Source organism: Ramlibacter sp. PS3R-8 (assembly GCF_037572435.1).
GTDB lineage: Bacteria > Pseudomonadota > Gammaproteobacteria > Burkholderiales > Burkholderiaceae_C > Ramlibacter.
Genome location: NZ_JBBHGT010000001.1, coordinates 1,623,716 through 1,638,873, shown reverse-complemented (window position 1 = coordinate 1,638,873; position 15,158 = coordinate 1,623,716). Strand labels below are relative to the sequence as shown.

The following is a 15,158-nucleotide window of genomic DNA, read 5'->3' as shown; positions in this document are numbered from 1 at the left end:
GCCTCGCGGCCTCAGCGGATGCCGGCGCCGGCGAGGGCGTCAGCGGTCCACTCGCGCTCGGACAGCGCCTTGGTGTGGCGCATGCCGCCGGTCTCCGCGGTGAAGCCCGTGACGGAGTACACGCGGGACACCAGGTCGTAGTGGCCGAACATGTCGGTGTAGGGCGCGGGCAGGTCGTAGCTCGGGGCCATGTAGGCGAAGCCGGTGCGCCACAGCTGGCCGCGCGCGTCGTACGCGTCGCTGGCGAGCGCCGCCCAGGAGTCCTCGTCCAGGTAGAAGGTGCGCTTGCTGTAGACGTGGCGCTTGCCTTCCTTCAACGTGGCCTCGACCACCCACACGCGGTGCAGTTCCCAGCGGACCAGGTCCGGATTCAGGTGGTTGGGCTTGAACAGGTCGTCCTGCCTGGCCTGGTACACCGCCTGGTAGGCGTTGTAGGGCACCAGCATCTCCTTCTTGCCGGCCAGCTTGAAGTCGAAGCGGTCCATGGAGCCGTTGAAGATGAAGGTGTCATCGAAGGTCGTGGCGCCCGCCGTGCCGGGGTTCGGCGTGTCATGCGAGAGGTCGGGAGCGACCTTGACACGGCGCTGGCCGGGCAGGTAGGCCCAGGCGCGCCGGTCCTTGGTGCCGATGTCCAGCGGATCCACCAGCAGCAGCGCCTCGCCGGCGCGGCGCGCCGGGCCCGTGTACGTGAGCTTCAGGCGCCAGTAGGTCTCGGCGCTGGTCTTGGCGTTGTCCCAGAACGGGTACTCCTGCACGCTGTTGCCCTCGGTCGCGAGGGTGGCGCGGCCGCTCGCGTCCACGTTGATGTTGCGGTACTTGGCCTCGTAGGCGGGGCCGTTGAAGCGCACCAGGTGGTTCCACATCGCCTCGTTGCCCGTCTTCGGGATGGGGAAGGGGAAGCCTGCGTGCGCGCCCTCGATGGAACGGCCTTCGTTGAGCGTCTTCGCCTTGACGGCGTTCTTCACCGTGTTGTCGGTGACGTATTTGGGGAACGCGACGCTGCGCTGCGTCGGGTACACGTCCATCCGGAAGGTGGGGTGTTTCTGCAGCAGCGCCTTGGCGCCCTCGGTCAGTTGGGCGGCGTGCTGCGCCATGTTCCTGGCGTCGACCGAGAACTTTGGCTTGTCGCTGGCGAAGGGGTTCGGGCGGATGCCGTCGCCGGACTTGTAGCCGGCGGGCAGCGTCGTCACGCCGCCGGTGTAAGCGGGGATGGTGCCGTCCTTGTTGCCGGCCTTCTCCGCGCCGACCGGCGTGAGGGTGGTGCCGAGGGCCTTGGCCTCGTCGGCGGAGACGGCGGCGTGGGCAGCGAAGGCGCCGGTGGCGGCGAGCAGCGCGGCGGCGATGCGATGGTGCAATTGCATGATCGGTCTCCTTAGAACGTCGTGCGGAAGGTGACGCTGATGAAGCCCCGGTCCTTCAGGTAGGTGGTGAGGCCGTTGGTGGACGTGACGGCGGTGCCGTTGTCCTTGTAGCGGCCGACGTAGTCGATGTACTTCAGGTCGAAGCGGTATTTCTGCTGCACATCGGCCGCCAGGCCGATGCTGTAGTTGCCCAGCCCCTCGTTGCCGCCGAAGACGGTCGCCGAGTTGCCGTACAGGCCCACGGCATAGGCCATGGGCGCGGAGAGGTCCACGCCGGGAACCACCTGGTACCAGGTGGGCGTGAACGCGAAACTGGCGCCAACGTAGTCCTTGGTCGCGCAGCCGTCCCACTTGTCCCTGCCGATGCAAGGGGCGAAGCCCTCGGCGTTGAACAGGTTGGCGCCGCTGCGCACCTTGCTCCAGTGCGACCACTGCGCTTCGGCGGCCCAGCTGGCCGAGTCGAACAGGACGGTCTTGGGCACGGTGCCGACCAGGTTGGTCAGCGCGTGCCAGGTGTCGCCGCGCGGCCCCTGGGTCTCGCCCTGTGCCGGGCGCCCCGGCGCGACGCCGAACACCTGCGCGCTCAGCGGCGTGTTGCGCCTGTAGGAGACCTCGGAGCCGAAGCTCAGGCCCGCGATGTTCTTGGCGAAGCTGATGCCGTACAGGTCGATCTTGTCGGCATAGACCATGTTGTATTCGCTGCTGGCGGGACCTACGGCGGTGAGCAGCACCTGCGGCAGCTTGTCGGCGAAGCGGCGGTAGTAGAAGCCCATCGAGCCGTCGAGGAACTTCGGGCTCCAGCGCGCGGACAGGCCGAACTCGCCGTGCTGGCTGGGCTCGGCGGCCGTGCCCCGACGGGCGAAGCCGAGGGTGGGGGAGATGAACTGGCGATCGGGTCCGTTGAAGGCGAAGTCCACCGGCCCCAGGTAGGTGCCGCCTTCGGGATAGCGCGCCGCTTCCCACTGCAGCAGGTACTGGCCCGCGACGGACAGCTCCTCGGTCAGCTGGGCCTGGGCGGAGAGCTGGTTCAGGGGACGGAACAGCTCCTTGGCCTCGGTGCCGGGCGTGGCGAAGCCCTTCTGCAGGTCCAGCGGGTTCTGCGCATAGGCGATCGAGTGCATGTGGGAGCCCAGGAACAGCGACTCGCCCCAGTACAACGTGTGGCGGCCGGCCCTGGCCTGCACCGGCACCTCGCCCGCGTTGAAGCCGGTGAAGGCGAAGGCGTCGAGGATCTCGCCCGAAGGACCGTGGTAGAAGCGCTTGGTGTAGCCGCTGTACTGGTTGTTCTCGTAGCTCGGGATCGCGTTGAACGGCGGGTTGGGATTGCCCCGGCTGGAGCTGCCGTAGGCGTCGTCGAACCAGCCCGCCCCGCTGAGGCGGAAGCCGTGCCGCTTCTTCCAGACCACGTCCAGCTCGGACAGCAGGTCGATGCGCTTGGCGACGGCGTCGCCCTTGTCGAAGCTGTACGTGCCTTCGTCGGCCAGCGCGGAGTTGCCGATGCGCGCGTCCCGTTCCTCCACCCGCTGGCCGTAATTCAGGCGCACCGTGTTGTCCCAGCGTACGCTGAGGTCGGGGTTGCCGGTGTCCACTTCGAAAGCGTCCGCGGCGCCGCAGGCGAGCAGCACGCCGGCGGCGATGGCGGTGAGGGAAAGGCTGCGCAGCGCCCCGTTGGCTTGCGGCACCTGGCTGGATCGGGTCACGTGGTCTCCTGAGGATGGGTGGGAAGCACCGGGCCGCGCATCGGCGCGGCATGGCTCAGGGGCCGCATTGTTCCGAGCAGGCAGGTCGGCATCCCCCCTCTTGTGCGGGGGGGGTGGGGGTGGGGTGCGGCGGAGACTAGGGTTTCACCTGACCCAGAGGGTGTGGCACGCATGCCCCTCACCCCATCCCTCTCCCCAGAGGGGAGAGGGAGGAAAGCGCTAACCCTCGAACTGCGGGTGCACCTGCCGGATGCGGTTCATGGCCATGCCGGCCGCGGCGGTGCCTGATCGGGCCTCACGTTTCGTAGGCGGCGGTGAGCCCGAAGGCGAACCCCGGCGAAGACTTGACTCTTCTGCGTCTTGCGTCACCCCGGTCTACGGAAGGTGACCGGGATTCACCCCGCCAGGTTGCGGAAGATGTGCCGCAGCAAGTCCACCCCGAAGCCCTTGCCCGAGCTTTCCCGCGTGAGCGCCTGCATGTCCTTGTAGCCCTTGTGCGCGATGACGGCGAGGATGCCCGCCAAGCACAGGATCGCGACGACCTGCGCGATGGACTTGAAGAGATCCCGGGGCGGCTTGGACATGCAATCCGCAGTTTCGCAGAACGCTGCTCCAGGCGGGTGAGGTGGTGCCGCGCACGCCCCTCACCCCAGCCCTCTCCCCAGAGGGGAGAGGGAGGAAAGCGCTAACCCTCGAACTGCGGATGCACCTGCCGGATGCGGTTCATGGCCATGCCGGCCGCGGCGGTGCGGGTCTCCACGCCCAGCTTGGCGAACACGCGCTCCAGGTGCTTCTTCACGGTCCCCGGGCTGGCGCCCAGGATGTCGGCGATGTCGCGGTTGATCTTGCCCTTGACCACCCAGTACAGCACCTCCGCCTCGCGCGCGGTCAGCTTGAAGGCCAGGCTCATGGACTCGATGATCGCGGCGTCCGACACCTCGCGCATCACGATCAGCCAGTCGTCGTCGCCGGTCTGCTGGTGCAGCCGGATCGACAAGCGCCGCGCGCCGATCTCCGCGCACAGCCGCGGGGGCTCGATCTGCCTTTCGGCCTCCGCGAGATGGCGCCGCAGCCAGGCCAGGATGGCCGCGGGCGTCTCCGGCGCGCTGGTGCCGTAGTAGGTTTCCAGCAGCTGGCGCGCCAGCGGTGTCTGCCACAGCAGGCGGCCGTCGCTGGCGCGCACCGCGATGCTGGCGTAACCGAAGGCATCGAGCGCATTGCGCGTCTGCCGCGCCTGCCGCGCGCTTTGCAGGTGCACGCCCATGCGGGCCAGCACTTCCTTGGGCTTGATCGGCTTGGTGACATAGTCCACGCCGCCGGCCTCCAGCGCCGCGACGAGGTGCTCGGTCTCGGTCAAGCCCGTCATGAAGATGATCGGGATGTTCGCCGTGGCGGCCTGGCTCTTGAGGCGCTTGGCCACCTCGAAGCCGTCCATGCCGGGCATCATCGCGTCCAGCAGCACGATGTCCGGCAGCGCCTGCGCCGCGCGCTGCAACGCCGCCTCGCCGCTGGTGGCCACCAGCACGGTGTAGCCGGATTCGTCGAGCGCATCGTGCAGCACCGACAGGTTGTCGGGGACGTCGTCCACCACCAGCACGACGTCGCTTTCGGAGCGGTCCAGCAGCGGCTTCATCGCGGGGCTCCTTCGAGATCGGGCAGGGCCCGCGCGAGCGCGCGGCCGATCGCCTCGAACTGGAACTGGCGCGCCAGCTCGCGCATGGCGGCCGTGAACGCCGCGCACTCCGGCTGCTCCGCGTCGATCGCATCGAGCTGGTTGAGGATGCCGCGGTAGTAACCGAGTTGCACCGCCTGCTGCAAGGGCGCCAGCCATTCCGCGCGCGGCCAGCACCAGGCGCCGGGCGCGACCGCCACGGGCGCCGGCTCCGCCGCTTCCTGCAGCCAGCGCAGCCCGAGCTGCCGCTCCAGCCAGTCCAGCAATTCGGTATGCCGTACCGGCTTGACGATGAAGTCCTCCGGGCGGATGCCGGCGTCGTTGTCCAGCGCCTTGTCGAATGCGTTGGCCGAGACCACCGCGAACCTGGCCTGCACGCCTTCCATGCGGCGCGCGCGGCGGATCGTTTCCCAGCCGTCGATGCCGGGCATCGCCAGGTCCACCAGCATCGCATCGGGCCGCAAGCCGGCAGCCAGCAGGTCCAGCGCGTCGTGGCCACTGGCCGCGGTGCGCAGCTCGAAGCCCAGCGGCTCCAGCACGGCGACCAGCAACTCGCGGTCCGCTTCCTCGTTGTCCACCACCAGCACCTTGCGGCGTGGACCGGCATAGCCGCGCCGCGCGGGCTGCGGCGCAGGCGCAGGCGCGACGGCCGTGTGCACCTCCGGCACGAACAGCCGCACGCGGAAGACGGAGCCCGCGCCCGGCGTGCTGGTGGCGCCGAGCTCGCCTCCCATCAGGTCGGTCAGCATCTTGGCGATGGTCAGGCCCAGCCCCGCGCCCGGCGCCGAGTGGCTGGCGCTGTTGCCGCGCGCGAACGGCTCGAAGATCTGCGCCAACTCCTCCTGGCGCAGGCCCGGCCCGGTGTCCTCGACTTCGACCACGGCCATCTCGCGCGCGTGCCGCACGCGAAACACCACCTGGCCCTGGCTGGTGAACTTGATCGCGTTGCCCAGCAGGTTGATCAGGATCTGGCGCACCCGCTTTTCGTCGGCTCGCACCACCTCCGGCAGCGTCCCCTGGGCCTCGAAGCGGAACGCCAGGCCCTTGGCCGCCGCCTGCAGCTCGAACAGGCTGGCGATCTCGTGCACGAAGTCGGCAAAGCGCATCGGCTTGGCCTGCAGCGTGAGCTTGCCGGATTCGATGCGGGCGATGTCCAGCGTGCCTTCGATCAGCTGCAGCAGGTGCTCGCCGCCGCGCTTGATGACGTGCACGGCGTGCTTGCGATGCGACGGGATCGCGGCGTCCTCGCCCATCAGCTGCGCATAGCCCAGGATGCTGTTCAGGGGCGTGCGCAGTTCATGGCTGATGGCGCTGATGTAGCGGCTCTTCGCGTGGTTGGCCTGCTCCGCGGAGTGGCGCGCCTGTTCGGCGGCCTGCTTGGCCTGCTGCAGCGCGTCGTCGGTCTGCCGGTGCGACTCGATCTCGCGCATCAGCAGGTGCGTCTGGCGATTCGATTCCTCCTGCGCCACCTGCCGGCTTTTGTGCGCGAGCACCAGCCACCACGCCACGATGCCCGCCACCAGCAGCAGCGCGAAGTAGGCCTTGACGAAGGTGGCGCGCAGCGCCTGCAGCGCCGCCGGCTCGGCCGCCACGGGCTCCTGGTGGTAAAGCAGACCGAGCAGCGCGGCAAGCAACGGCGCGACCACCAGCATCAACAGCAGGAAATGTCCGAGTCCCGTATCGAGGTAAGGCCAGATGCGCCGCGGCAGCAGCGCCCGCAACGCGCCCGACCATTGCGCCGACAGGCTCGCGTGCGGCTTGCACAGGTCGCCGCAGCGTGCATCCAGCGTGCAGCACAGCGAACAGATCGGGCCCTGGTAGGCCGGGCAGTGCGCCATGTCCGGGCCTTCGTAGTCGCGCTCGCAGATCACGCAGCGCTTTTCCCCCTGCCCGAGGTAGGCGCCCTGCGGCTCGCGTGCGATGTAGTAGCGGCCCCGGGTGGCCCAGGCGATCAGCGGCGCGGTCACGAACGCCACGCCCATCGCAATGACCGCCGAGAACGCCTGCGCCGTCGGGCCGAACACGCCGAGGTAGGCCGTGATGGACAGCGTGGACGCCAGGGCCATGGCGCCCACGCCCACCGGGTTGATGTCGTACAGGCAGGCGCGCTTGAACTCGATTCCCTTGGGCGACAGGCCCAGCGGCTTGTTCACCACCAGGTCCGCCACCACGGCCATCATCCACGCGATCGCGATGTTGGAGTACAGGCCCAGCACGTCGCCGAGCGCCTGGAACACGTCCATCTCCATCAGCATGAAGGCGATGAGCGTGTTGAACACCACCCAGACCACGCGGCCGGGGTGGCTGTGGGTGATGCGCGAAAAGAAGTTGGACCACGCCAGCGAGCCCGCATAGGCATTGGTGACGTTGATCTTCAACTGAGAGACCACCACGAAGAACGCCGTCGCCGCCACCGCCATGCCGTAGTGGGGGAACACGTACTCGTAGGCGGCCAGGTACATCTGGTTCGGGTCGACCGCGCGGTCCAGCGGCACCATGTGCTGGATCGCCAGGTAGGCGAGCAGCGCGCCGCCCAGCATCTTGAGCACGCCGAGGATCACCCAGCCCGGGCCGCCGGCCAGGACCGCGAACCACCAGGACCGCCGGTTGCCGGCGGTTTTCTCGGGCATGAAGCGCAGGTAGTCGGCCTGTTCGCCCATCTGGGTGATGAGGGCGATGCCGACGGTGAGCGCGGCCCCAAACAAGTGCAGGTTGAAGCCGGATCCGTTCGATTTCTCACCGGCGTAGTGCGTAATGCCGGAGAACGCACCAGGATCGCGCAGCAGCACGTAGACAAAAGGCACCACGAGCATCACCAGCCAGATCGGCTGCGTCCACACCTGCAGCCGGCTGATCGCGGAAATGCCGTGGGTGACGAGGGGGATCACGACCAGCGCGCAGACCAGGTAGCCCCAGGCGGGCGGGATGCCCAGGGCCAGGTCCAATGCGTACGCCATCACTGCCGCCTCGAGCGCGAAGAAGATGAAGGTGAAGGACGCGTAGATCAGCGAGGTGAGCGTGGAGCCGATGTAGCCGAAGCCGGCGCCGCGCGTCAGCAGGTCCATGTCCACGCCGTAGCGGGCGGCGTAGATGCTGATCGGCAGGCCGGCCAGGAAGATGATCAGCCCCGTGGCCAGGATGGCCCAAAACGCATTGAGGAAGCCGTACTGCACCAGCAGCGTGGCGCCCACTGCCTCCAGGATCAGGAACGACGCGGCGCCGAATGCGGTGTTGGCCACCCGCCAGGTGGACCACTTGCGAAAGCGCTGCGGGGTGTAGCGCAGCGCGTAGTCCTCCATCGTCTCGCTGGCGACCCAGGTGTTGTAGTCGCGGCGCACCTTCACCACACGCTGCGGCGCCTCGGGGAGGTCCGCGGGGAGGATCGGGATGGTGCGGCTCACGCGGCTACGGTGCATCTTTCGTGCCGGGCACGGGTGTTGCAATAAGATTCCCCGACCATGGAACTGACGCCGCGTGAAAAAGACAAGCTCCTGCTGTTCACGGCCGCCCTGCTGGCGGAGCGGCGCAAGGCGCGGGGGCTGAAGCTCAATTACCCCGAGGCGATGGCGCTGATCTCCGCCGCGGTGATGGAAGGTGCGCGCGACGGCAAGTCGGTGGCCCAGCTCATGAGCGAAGGCCGCGCGGTGCTCACCCGCGCCGACGTGATGGACGGCATCGCCGAAATGATCCCGGAAATCCAGGTCGAAGCCACCTTCCCCGACGGCACCAAGCTCGTGACCGTGCATCAACCGATCGTCTGAACCCGAGGAAGAACCCGATGTCCTTGCCGCGCTCCTTCACCGCCCTCCTGCTGCTGGCTTCGGGAGCGGTCCACGCGCACCCCGGCCATGGCATCCCGCAGGAATGGCATTGGCACGCGAGCGATACCCTCGGCTTCGTGGTCGTGGCGGCGCTGGCGGCGCTGGCGATCTGGCTGTCCCGCAGGGGATGAGCATGCCGATCCCCGGCGAGCTGATCACCGATGCGGGCGACCACGCGCTCAACCCCGGCCGCCGCACCGTCACGCTGGTCGTGCAGAACGGCGCCGACCGGCCGATCCAGGTGGGCTCGCACTATCACTTCGCCGAGACCAACGGCGCGCTGCAGTTCGACCGCGCCGCGGCGCGCGGCATGCGCCTGAACATCGCTTCGGGCACGGCGGTGCGTTTCGAGCCGGGACAGCAACGCACGGTGGAGCTGGTCGACTTCGCCGGTGACCGCAAGGTGTACGGTTTCCGCGGCCTCGTGCAGGGAAGACTCTGATGGCCACCATCCCGCGCCGCGCCTATGCGGAGATGTTCGGCCCCACCACCGGCGACCGCGTGCGGCTGGCCGACACCGAGCTGGTGATCGAAGTCGAGGACGACTACACGCTGCGTGCGGGCGGCTACGGCGAGGAAGTCAAGTTCGGCGGCGGCAAGACCATCCGTGACGGCATGGCGCAGTCGCAACGCACCAACGCGCAGGGCGCGATGGATACGGTGCTCACCAACGCGGTGATCATCGATCACTGGGGCATCGTCAAGGCCGACATCGGCTTGAAGGACGGCCGCATCGCGGCGATCGGCAAGGCCGGCAACCCGGACACCCAGCCGGGTGTGGACATCGTCATCGGGCCTGGCACCGAGATCATCAGCTGCGAAGGCTCGATCGTCACCGCCGGCGGCATCGACAGCCACATCCACTTCATCTGCCCGCAGCAGATCGAGGAGGCGCTCGCCTCCGGCGTCACCACCATGATGGGTGGCGGCACCGGTCCGGCCACCGGAACCTTTGCGACCACCTGCACGCCCGGCCCGTGGAACATCGAGCGGATGCTGCAGGCAGCGGACGCCTTCCCGATGAACCTGGGCTTCCTGGGCAAGGGCAACGCGAGCCTGCCGGAGGCGCTGCGCGAGCAGGTGGACGCCGGCGTCATCGGCCTGAAGCTGCACGAAGACTGGGGCACCACGCCGTCGGCCATCAGCAACTGCCTGGACGTGGCCGATGCGATGGAGGTCCAGGTGGCCATCCACTCGGACACGCTCAACGAATCCGGCTTCGTGGAGAACACGATCGCCGCGACCAAAGCCCGCGGCCTGTGCGCCTTCCACACGGAGGGCGCCGGCGGCGGCCATGCGCCCGACATCCTGCGCGTGGTGGGCGAGGCGAACTTCCTGCCGTCTTCCACCAACCCGACGATGCCGTACACGGTGAACACGCTCGACGAACACGTCGACATGCTGATGGTGTGCCATCACCTCGACGCCGGCATCCCCGAGGACCTGGCCTTTGCCGAAAGTCGCATCCGCAAGGAAACCATCGCGGCGGAGGACATCCTGCACGACCTGGGCGCCATCAGCATGATGTCCAGCGACTCGCAGGCCATGGGGCGCGTGGGCGAGGTGATCCTGCGCACCTGGCAGGCGGCGCACAAGATGAAGGTGCAGCGCGGCAAGCTGCCGGGCGACAGCGAGCGCCACGACAACTTCCGTGCCAGGCGCTACATCGCCAAGTACACGATCAATCCCGCCATCGCCCACGGCATCAGCCACGAGGTGGGCAGCATCGAGCCCGGCAAGTGGGCGGACCTGGTGGTATGGAAGCCGGCCTTCTTCGGCGTCAAGCCGGCGCTCATCCTGAAAGGCGGGTTCATCGCGATGGCCGCGATGGGGGACCCGAACGCGTCGATCCCCACGCCGCAGCCGGTGCATTACCGGCCGATGTTCGGCAGCTTCGGCGGCGCGGTGCACAAGGGCTCGATCACCTTCCTGTCGCAGTCGGGGCTGAAGGCGGGCGTGCATGAACGCTACGGCCTGCACAAGAACGTGAGTGCAGTGAAGGATGTGCGCCGCGTGCGCAAGCAGCACATGGTGCACAACGACTACCTTCCCAGCATGGAGATCGACGCGCAGACGTATGCGGTGCGAGCGGATGGGGTGTTGCTCACTTGCGAACCGGCCAAGGTGCTGCCGATGGCGCAGAGGTATTTCCTGTTCTAGATTGCGTGTCGGGGTCGCTGCGCGAACCCGACCTACGAGAAAGGGTGGATCGAATCGAACATGAACCCGTAGGTCGGGTTCGCAACGCGACCCCGACAACACTCACGATGCTCACCGCCACCAAACTCCTCCCCCAGGGCCACGGCCTCGCCGCTGTCCTGCTCCAACGCGCCGCCACCGTGGAACTCGACTGGGACGTACGGCAGAAAAGCCGCTTCGACGCCATCGATTCGCAAGGCCGCGCGCTCGGCGTGTTTCTGGCGCGCGGCACGGTGGTGCGGGGTGGCGACGTGCTGGTGGCGGAAGACGGCTCGATGGTGCGCGTGATCGCCTCCCCGCAGCCGGTGCTCGTGATCACCCCGTGCAGCGAACACGGCACCCCGTTCGACCTGGTGCGCGCCGCCTACCACCTGGGCAACCGCCACGTTCCGATCGAGCTGAAGCCGGACCACCTGAAGATCGAGCCGGACCACGTGCTGGCCGACATGCTGCGTGCCATGCACTTGATCGTCAAGCCGGCGGATGCGGCCTTCGAGCCGGAATCCGGCGCCTATGGATCGCACGGCGGGCATGCGCATGGACACGATGGACACGACCACCACAATCACTGATGCGACGCTGCTGCGGCTGATCTGGCTGGCCTCGCCCGCGCTGCCGGTCGGGGGCTTCTCGTATTCGGAGGGACTGGAAGCCGCGGTCGAAGCGGGGCTGGTGCACGACGAGACGAGTGCGGGCGACTGGCTGGTGGACCAGCTGCATGTCGCGCTGGCGCGGTCCGACCTTGCCGTGGTCGCGGCCGTGGCCGCGAATCCCGGCCGTGCAGATGCGCTGGACGCGTGGGTCCGACAGACGCGGGAGACGAGCGAGTTGCGATTGCAGACCGAGCAGATGGGAAGGTCACTGGGAGAGTGGGAGAAGTCGCTCAGGAATGCCGGGGTGCCTTCGGCAACCCGGCCTACCGGATGGCAATCCCCCGTAGGCCGGGTTGCCGAAGGCACCCCGGCGTTGCCGGCCTCCTACCCCGTTGCATTCGCGCTGGCAGCCGCAAGCAGCGGCGCCTCCCCGCGCCACATCGCCCTCACCTTCGCCTTCGGCTGGGCCGAGAACATGACGCAGTCCGCCATCAAGTCCGTGCCGCTCGGCCAGGGCTCGGGGCAGCGCATGCTGGCGCGGCTGGCAGCCGACATTCCCGCAGCCGTCGATGCAGCATGCGCGCTGCAGGACGATGAACGACAAGCGTTCGCCCCCATGCTGGCGATCCTCTCCGCGCAGCACGAAACCCAGTACTCCCGATTGTTCCGATCATGACCCGCCCCGCACGGCCGCCCGAAGGGGCACCAACCGCAGGGCTCCGCCCGGAGGTTGCCCTGTGATTCTGCTGCACCACATTCCCCACCGCACGAAGAAGCTGCCGCCGCTGCGCGTGGGCATCGGCGGGCCGGTCGGCTCCGGCAAGACGACGCTTCTCGAAATGCTGTGCAAGTCGATGCGCGACCGCTACGACCTGGTCGCCATCACCAACGACATCTACACCAAGGAAGACCAGCGCCTGCTGACGGTCAGCGGCGCGCTGGCGGCCGAGCGCATCATGGGCGTGGAAACCGGCGGCTGCCCGCACACGGCGATCCGCGAGGACGCCTCGATCAACCTCGAAGCCATCGACCGCATGCTCGGGGACTTCCCGGACGCCGACATCGTGTTCATCGAATCCGGCGGCGACAACCTCGCCGCCACCTTCAGCCCCGAGCTGTCGGACCTCACGATCTACGTGATCGACGTAGCGGCGGGCGAGAAGATCCCCCGCAAGGGCGGGCCCGGCATCACCAAGAGCGACTTGTTCGTGATCAACAAGACCGACCTGGCGCCCTACGTCGGCGCCGACCTGGGCGTGATGGAAGCGGACACCCGGCGGATGCGCAAGGACAAGCCCTTCGTCATGACCAACCTCAAGACGCTCGCGGGGCTGGGCGACGTGGTGCGGTTCATCGAGCGCAAGGGGATGCTCGCTCAAGCGTGAAGATCAGCTCGAGGTAGTCAGCAGATGTAACGTGAACGGGCGGTTGTCCTACACGGATGCGCTCCCGTCGCGCTTACTTTTCCTGCGATGGAAATCCTGCACGAACCGCCCCCGGGCTTCGACCGCATCGTCAAGGCCTATGCCATGGCCCGGCACCTGCCCTTTACCCACAAGCTGGACCTGCAGGTCGGCCTGTCCCGCGGTGGCACCCTGTTCGCCACGGGACGACTGGACGGCTACCGGCAGGTGGCGATGTTCTCGGAGCACCTGCGCGACCTGGGATGGCACGAGCACCTCCTGGGCAGCGAGGCCGACATGCATGGCTGCGACCTGCTGTTCTCGCACCCCGACGACCACGGGGACCGCCGCATCGAGGATCCGTCCTTCATCCGGCGCGCGCCGGTGCAGTTGTGGGGAGAGCAGCAGCCGTCGGCGGCCTGAGCGCGTCCCCTGCGATCAGTTCCGCGGCAATTCCAGGATGAAGGTGGTGCCCGCCTGCGCGGTGGACTCCGCGCGGACCGTTCCGCCGTGCGCGCGCAGGATGGCCGCCACGATGTAGAGCCCCAGGCCGACGCCCTGGCTGCCCGCATCCGCGCCCCGCACCATCGGCTCGAACAGGCGCGGCAGCACGTCAGGCGGGATCGGCGTTCCGTCGTTGTGCACCGAGATGCGAAAACCGCCTTGCGTCGACTCTGTCCGCACCGTGATCGGCCGTTCCGGGTCGCCGTGACTCACCGCGTTGGACACCAGGTTGCCCAAGGCCTGCGTGATGCGGTCGGCGTCGGCCACGCAGCTTTCGTGGCCCAGGCGCTCGTGCCGCAAGATGGCCGCCGGATAGGCGACCGCCAGTTCCGCCACGCTGTCGGCCACCGCCTGGTGCAAGTCGACGTCGCTGGCGCGCGTGCTGATGCCGCCTCCGAGCCGTGCTTGCGTGAAATCGAGCAGGTCGCCTATCAGGTGCCTCACACGCACCACCGCGCGGCCCACCCGGGCCAACGCGGCGCGCTGCTGCGCGTCCAGGTTGCCGCGCTCCAGCAGCACCGTGCTCATGTGGATCACGGACAGCGGGTTGCGGATGTCGTGGCTGACCACGCCGACCAGCTGCTCGGCGAACTGTGCACGGTCCTCGGCCTCCGCGCGGGTGGCCACCAGGTCGCGCTGGTCCTGCGCATGGCGATCGGCCAGCTCCTCCAGGCGCCGGCGCTGCAGCAGCAGCTCCTGCTCGTACTTGTGCCGATCCTCTGCGATGAAAAAGCTGATGTGCACCAACATGCGATCGTCGCCGGCGACCTCGGTCATGTTCACCATCGTCGGCAGCACGGTCCCCCGCCCATCCTTCATCTGCAGCTTTACCTCCGTCACGGAGTGCTGGATCCGCAGCAGGGGCTGCAGGTGGGTGTGGTGGAAGATGCGGCCGCCCATGGTGAGCAGGTCCTGGAAGCGCATGGAGCCCACGAGGGCCTCGCGTTCGTGGCGCAGCCACCGGCAGGCGGTCCCGTTGGCCGCGAGCAGCCGGCCGTCCGCATCCGCCACGAGCAGCCCGCAGGGAGCCGCGTCGTACAAGGCGGCCGCCCCGGGCAGCAGGGGCGTGTCCATCACTACAGGCCGGCCAGGAATTGCTCCATGGCCGCGGCGCTGGCGCTCGGGGCGCTCAGGTGCGGGCAGTGGCCCACGTTCTCGATCACCCGCAACGTGCAGTTGGGCAGCGTGCGCTTCATGTACTCGCCCACCGCCATGGGGGCGATGATGTCCTCGCTGCATTGCAGGACGAGCGTCGGCGCCTTCAGCCGCGGGAGGTCCGCGCGGTGGTCGGACAGGAAGGTCACGCGGGCGAACTGCTTGGCGATCTCGGGGTCGGTGCGGCAGAAGCTGTTGGTCAGTTCCACCCCCAGCTCCGGCGCGTCGGGGGCGCCCATGATGGCGGGGGCCATGGTGCTGGACCAGCCCAGGTAATTGCTCTCGAGCGTCTCGAGCAGCGACTCGATGTCGCCACGCTCGAATCCGCCGGTGTAATCGCCGTCGTTGATGTAGCAGGGGGATGGGCCCACCATGACCTGCGCGAGGAACTGGTCCGGGCACTTCAGGTTGGCCAGCATGCCGATCATCGCGCTGACCGAATGGCCCACGAAGACCACCGGAGCGGTGGTGACTTCGTCCAGCACCTCGCAGACGTCGTCGGCGTAGCCCTGCAGCGTCGAATATTTCTGCTTGTCGTAGGCGGACAGGTCCGAGTGGCCCGCGCCCACCAGGTCCAGCAGGATCACCTGGTGGCGCTCCGCGAAATAAGGTGCGAGCCGTCGCCACATGGACTGGTCACAGCCGAAGCCGTGCACGAAGACCATGGGCGGGCCTTCGCCCTGGACGTGGACATTGTTTCTCTGGAGTGCAGACATGTCGCGCGATTGTGTCTGGTCTACCCCGAATCGC

General features: G+C 68.1%; 14 protein-coding genes and 1 pseudogene. 8 read left to right on the top strand and 7 right to left on the bottom strand.

All coding sequences use genetic code 11. The annotated features are described in order from the left end of the window. Nucleotides 1-11: 11 nt before the first annotated feature. The 5 genes from WG902_RS07845 to WG902_RS07825 all read right to left on the bottom strand — a co-directional run bounded on the left by WG902_RS07845 (nucleotide 12) and on the right by WG902_RS07825 (nucleotide 8,149). A complete protein-coding gene (locus tag WG902_RS07845) occupies nucleotides 12-1,361 on the bottom strand; it encodes a DUF1329 domain-containing protein (RefSeq protein ID WP_340059385.1) in 1,350 nt (449 codons plus the stop codon). Nucleotides 1,362-1,372: 11 nt separating this feature from the next. Then, nucleotides 1,373-3,061 (bottom strand): DUF1302 domain-containing protein, encoded by a 1,689-nt coding sequence (locus WG902_RS07840; protein WP_340059384.1) that lies wholly within the window; start codon nucleotides 3,059-3,061, stop codon nucleotides 1,373-1,375. 395 nt (nucleotides 3,062-3,456) lie between these two features. Continuing rightward, nucleotides 3,457-3,645: a hypothetical protein gene (locus tag WG902_RS07835; protein ID WP_340059383.1), complete on the bottom strand. Its 189-nt coding sequence runs from the start codon at nucleotides 3,643-3,645 to the stop codon at nucleotides 3,457-3,459. A gap of 101 nt (nucleotides 3,646-3,746) precedes the next feature. Further along, a complete protein-coding gene (locus tag WG902_RS07830; protein ID WP_340059382.1) occupies nucleotides 3,747-4,694 on the bottom strand; it encodes a response regulator in 948 nt (315 codons plus the stop codon). Continuing rightward, nucleotides 4,691-8,149, bottom strand: coding sequence for a hybrid sensor histidine kinase/response regulator (locus WG902_RS07825; protein WP_340059381.1), 3,459 nt, complete (start codon nucleotides 8,147-8,149; stop codon nucleotides 4,691-4,693). Before WG902_RS07825 ends, WG902_RS07830 begins: the two co-directional genes overlap by 4 nt. 42 nt (nucleotides 8,150-8,191) lie before the next feature. Here WG902_RS07825 and WG902_RS07820 point away from each other — a divergent pair, with 42 nt between their 5' ends. The 8 genes and pseudogenes from WG902_RS07820 to WG902_RS07785 all read left to right on the top strand — a co-directional run bounded on the left by WG902_RS07820 (nucleotide 8,192) and on the right by WG902_RS07785 (nucleotide 13,172). After that, nucleotides 8,192-8,494 carry an urease subunit gamma gene (locus tag WG902_RS07820; protein WP_332826838.1) on the top strand — a complete coding sequence of 101 codons (303 nt, stop codon included), beginning with the start codon at nucleotides 8,192-8,194 and terminating at the stop codon, nucleotides 8,492-8,494. Nucleotides 8,495-8,511: 17 nt separating this feature from the next. After that, the gene (locus tag WG902_RS07815) at nucleotides 8,512-8,685 is read left to right on the top strand and encodes a hypothetical protein (RefSeq protein ID WP_340059380.1); all 174 of its coding nucleotides are present in this window, start codon (nucleotides 8,512-8,514) and stop codon (nucleotides 8,683-8,685) included. Nucleotides 8,686-8,687: 2 nt separating this feature from the next. Next, nucleotides 8,688-8,996 carry an urease subunit beta gene (locus tag WG902_RS07810; RefSeq protein WP_340059379.1) on the top strand — a complete coding sequence of 103 codons (309 nt, stop codon included), beginning with the start codon at nucleotides 8,688-8,690 and terminating at the stop codon, nucleotides 8,994-8,996. After that, on the top strand, nucleotides 8,996-10,714 hold the full coding sequence (gene ureC, locus WG902_RS07805; RefSeq protein WP_340059378.1) for an urease subunit alpha: 1,719 nt from the start codon (nucleotides 8,996-8,998) through the stop codon (nucleotides 10,712-10,714). Before WG902_RS07810 ends, ureC begins: the two co-directional genes overlap by 1 nt. Before the next feature lie 107 nt (nucleotides 10,715-10,821). Then, a pseudogene (ureE, locus tag WG902_RS07800) lies at nucleotides 10,822-11,322 on the top strand (urease accessory protein UreE); the annotation flags it as partial. Beyond that, entirely contained in the window at nucleotides 11,267-12,022 is a 756-nt protein-coding gene (locus WG902_RS07795) for an urease accessory protein UreF (RefSeq protein ID WP_340059376.1), read from the top strand. The pseudogene ureE and the gene WG902_RS07795, both read left to right, overlap by 56 nt. A gap of 64 nt (nucleotides 12,023-12,086) precedes the next feature. After that, complete coding sequence (gene ureG, locus WG902_RS07790; protein WP_340059460.1) at nucleotides 12,087-12,731, top strand: urease accessory protein UreG; 645 nt, start codon at nucleotides 12,087-12,089, stop codon at nucleotides 12,729-12,731. An 87-nt stretch (nucleotides 12,732-12,818) separates the two neighbouring features. After that, nucleotides 12,819-13,172 (top strand): hypothetical protein, encoded by a 354-nt coding sequence (locus tag WG902_RS07785; protein ID WP_340059375.1) that lies wholly within the window; start codon nucleotides 12,819-12,821, stop codon nucleotides 13,170-13,172. 15 nt (nucleotides 13,173-13,187) lie between these two features. On the opposite strand, the gene WG902_RS07780 is transcribed toward WG902_RS07785, so the two are convergent. Both WG902_RS07780 and WG902_RS07775 read right to left on the bottom strand, forming a co-directional pair. Further along, complete coding sequence (locus WG902_RS07780; RefSeq protein ID WP_340059374.1) at nucleotides 13,188-14,327, bottom strand: PAS domain-containing sensor histidine kinase; 1,140 nt, start codon at nucleotides 14,325-14,327, stop codon at nucleotides 13,188-13,190. Between the two features lie 2 nt (nucleotides 14,328-14,329). Continuing rightward, complete coding sequence (locus WG902_RS07775) at nucleotides 14,330-15,124, bottom strand: alpha/beta fold hydrolase (RefSeq protein ID WP_340059373.1); 795 nt, start codon at nucleotides 15,122-15,124, stop codon at nucleotides 14,330-14,332. Nucleotides 15,125-15,158: the final 34 nt, after the last annotated feature.

Coding starts and splice junctions, on each gene's coding strand:
- WG902_RS07845 (WP_340059385.1), bottom strand. CDS start 1,361: ATGCAATTGCACCATCGCATCGCCGCCGCGCTGCTCGCCGCCACCGGC.
- WG902_RS07835 (WP_340059383.1), bottom strand. CDS start 3,645: ATGTCCAAGCCGCCCCGGGATCTCTTCAAGTCCATCGCGCAGGTCGTC.
- WG902_RS07830 (WP_340059382.1), bottom strand. CDS start 4,694: ATGAAGCCGCTGCTGGACCGCTCCGAAAGCGACGTCGTGCTGGTGGTG.
- WG902_RS07825 (WP_340059381.1), bottom strand. CDS start 8,149: ATGCACCGTAGCCGCGTGAGCCGCACCATCCCGATCCTCCCCGCGGAC.
- WG902_RS07820 (WP_332826838.1), top strand. CDS start 8,192: ATGGAACTGACGCCGCGTGAAAAAGACAAGCTCCTGCTGTTCACGGCC.
- WG902_RS07815 (WP_340059380.1), top strand. CDS start 8,512: ATGTCCTTGCCGCGCTCCTTCACCGCCCTCCTGCTGCTGGCTTCGGGA.
- WG902_RS07810 (WP_340059379.1), top strand. CDS start 8,688: ATGCCGATCCCCGGCGAGCTGATCACCGATGCGGGCGACCACGCGCTC.
- ureC (WP_340059378.1), top strand. CDS start 8,996: ATGGCCACCATCCCGCGCCGCGCCTATGCGGAGATGTTCGGCCCCACC.
- WG902_RS07795 (WP_340059376.1), top strand. CDS start 11,267: ATGGATCGCACGGCGGGCATGCGCATGGACACGATGGACACGACCACC.
- WG902_RS07785 (WP_340059375.1), top strand. CDS start 12,819: ATGGAAATCCTGCACGAACCGCCCCCGGGCTTCGACCGCATCGTCAAG.
- WG902_RS07780 (WP_340059374.1), bottom strand. CDS start 14,327: ATGGACACGCCCCTGCTGCCCGGGGCGGCCGCCTTGTACGACGCGGCT.
- WG902_RS07775 (WP_340059373.1), bottom strand. CDS start 15,124: ATGTCTGCACTCCAGAGAAACAATGTCCACGTCCAGGGCGAAGGCCCG.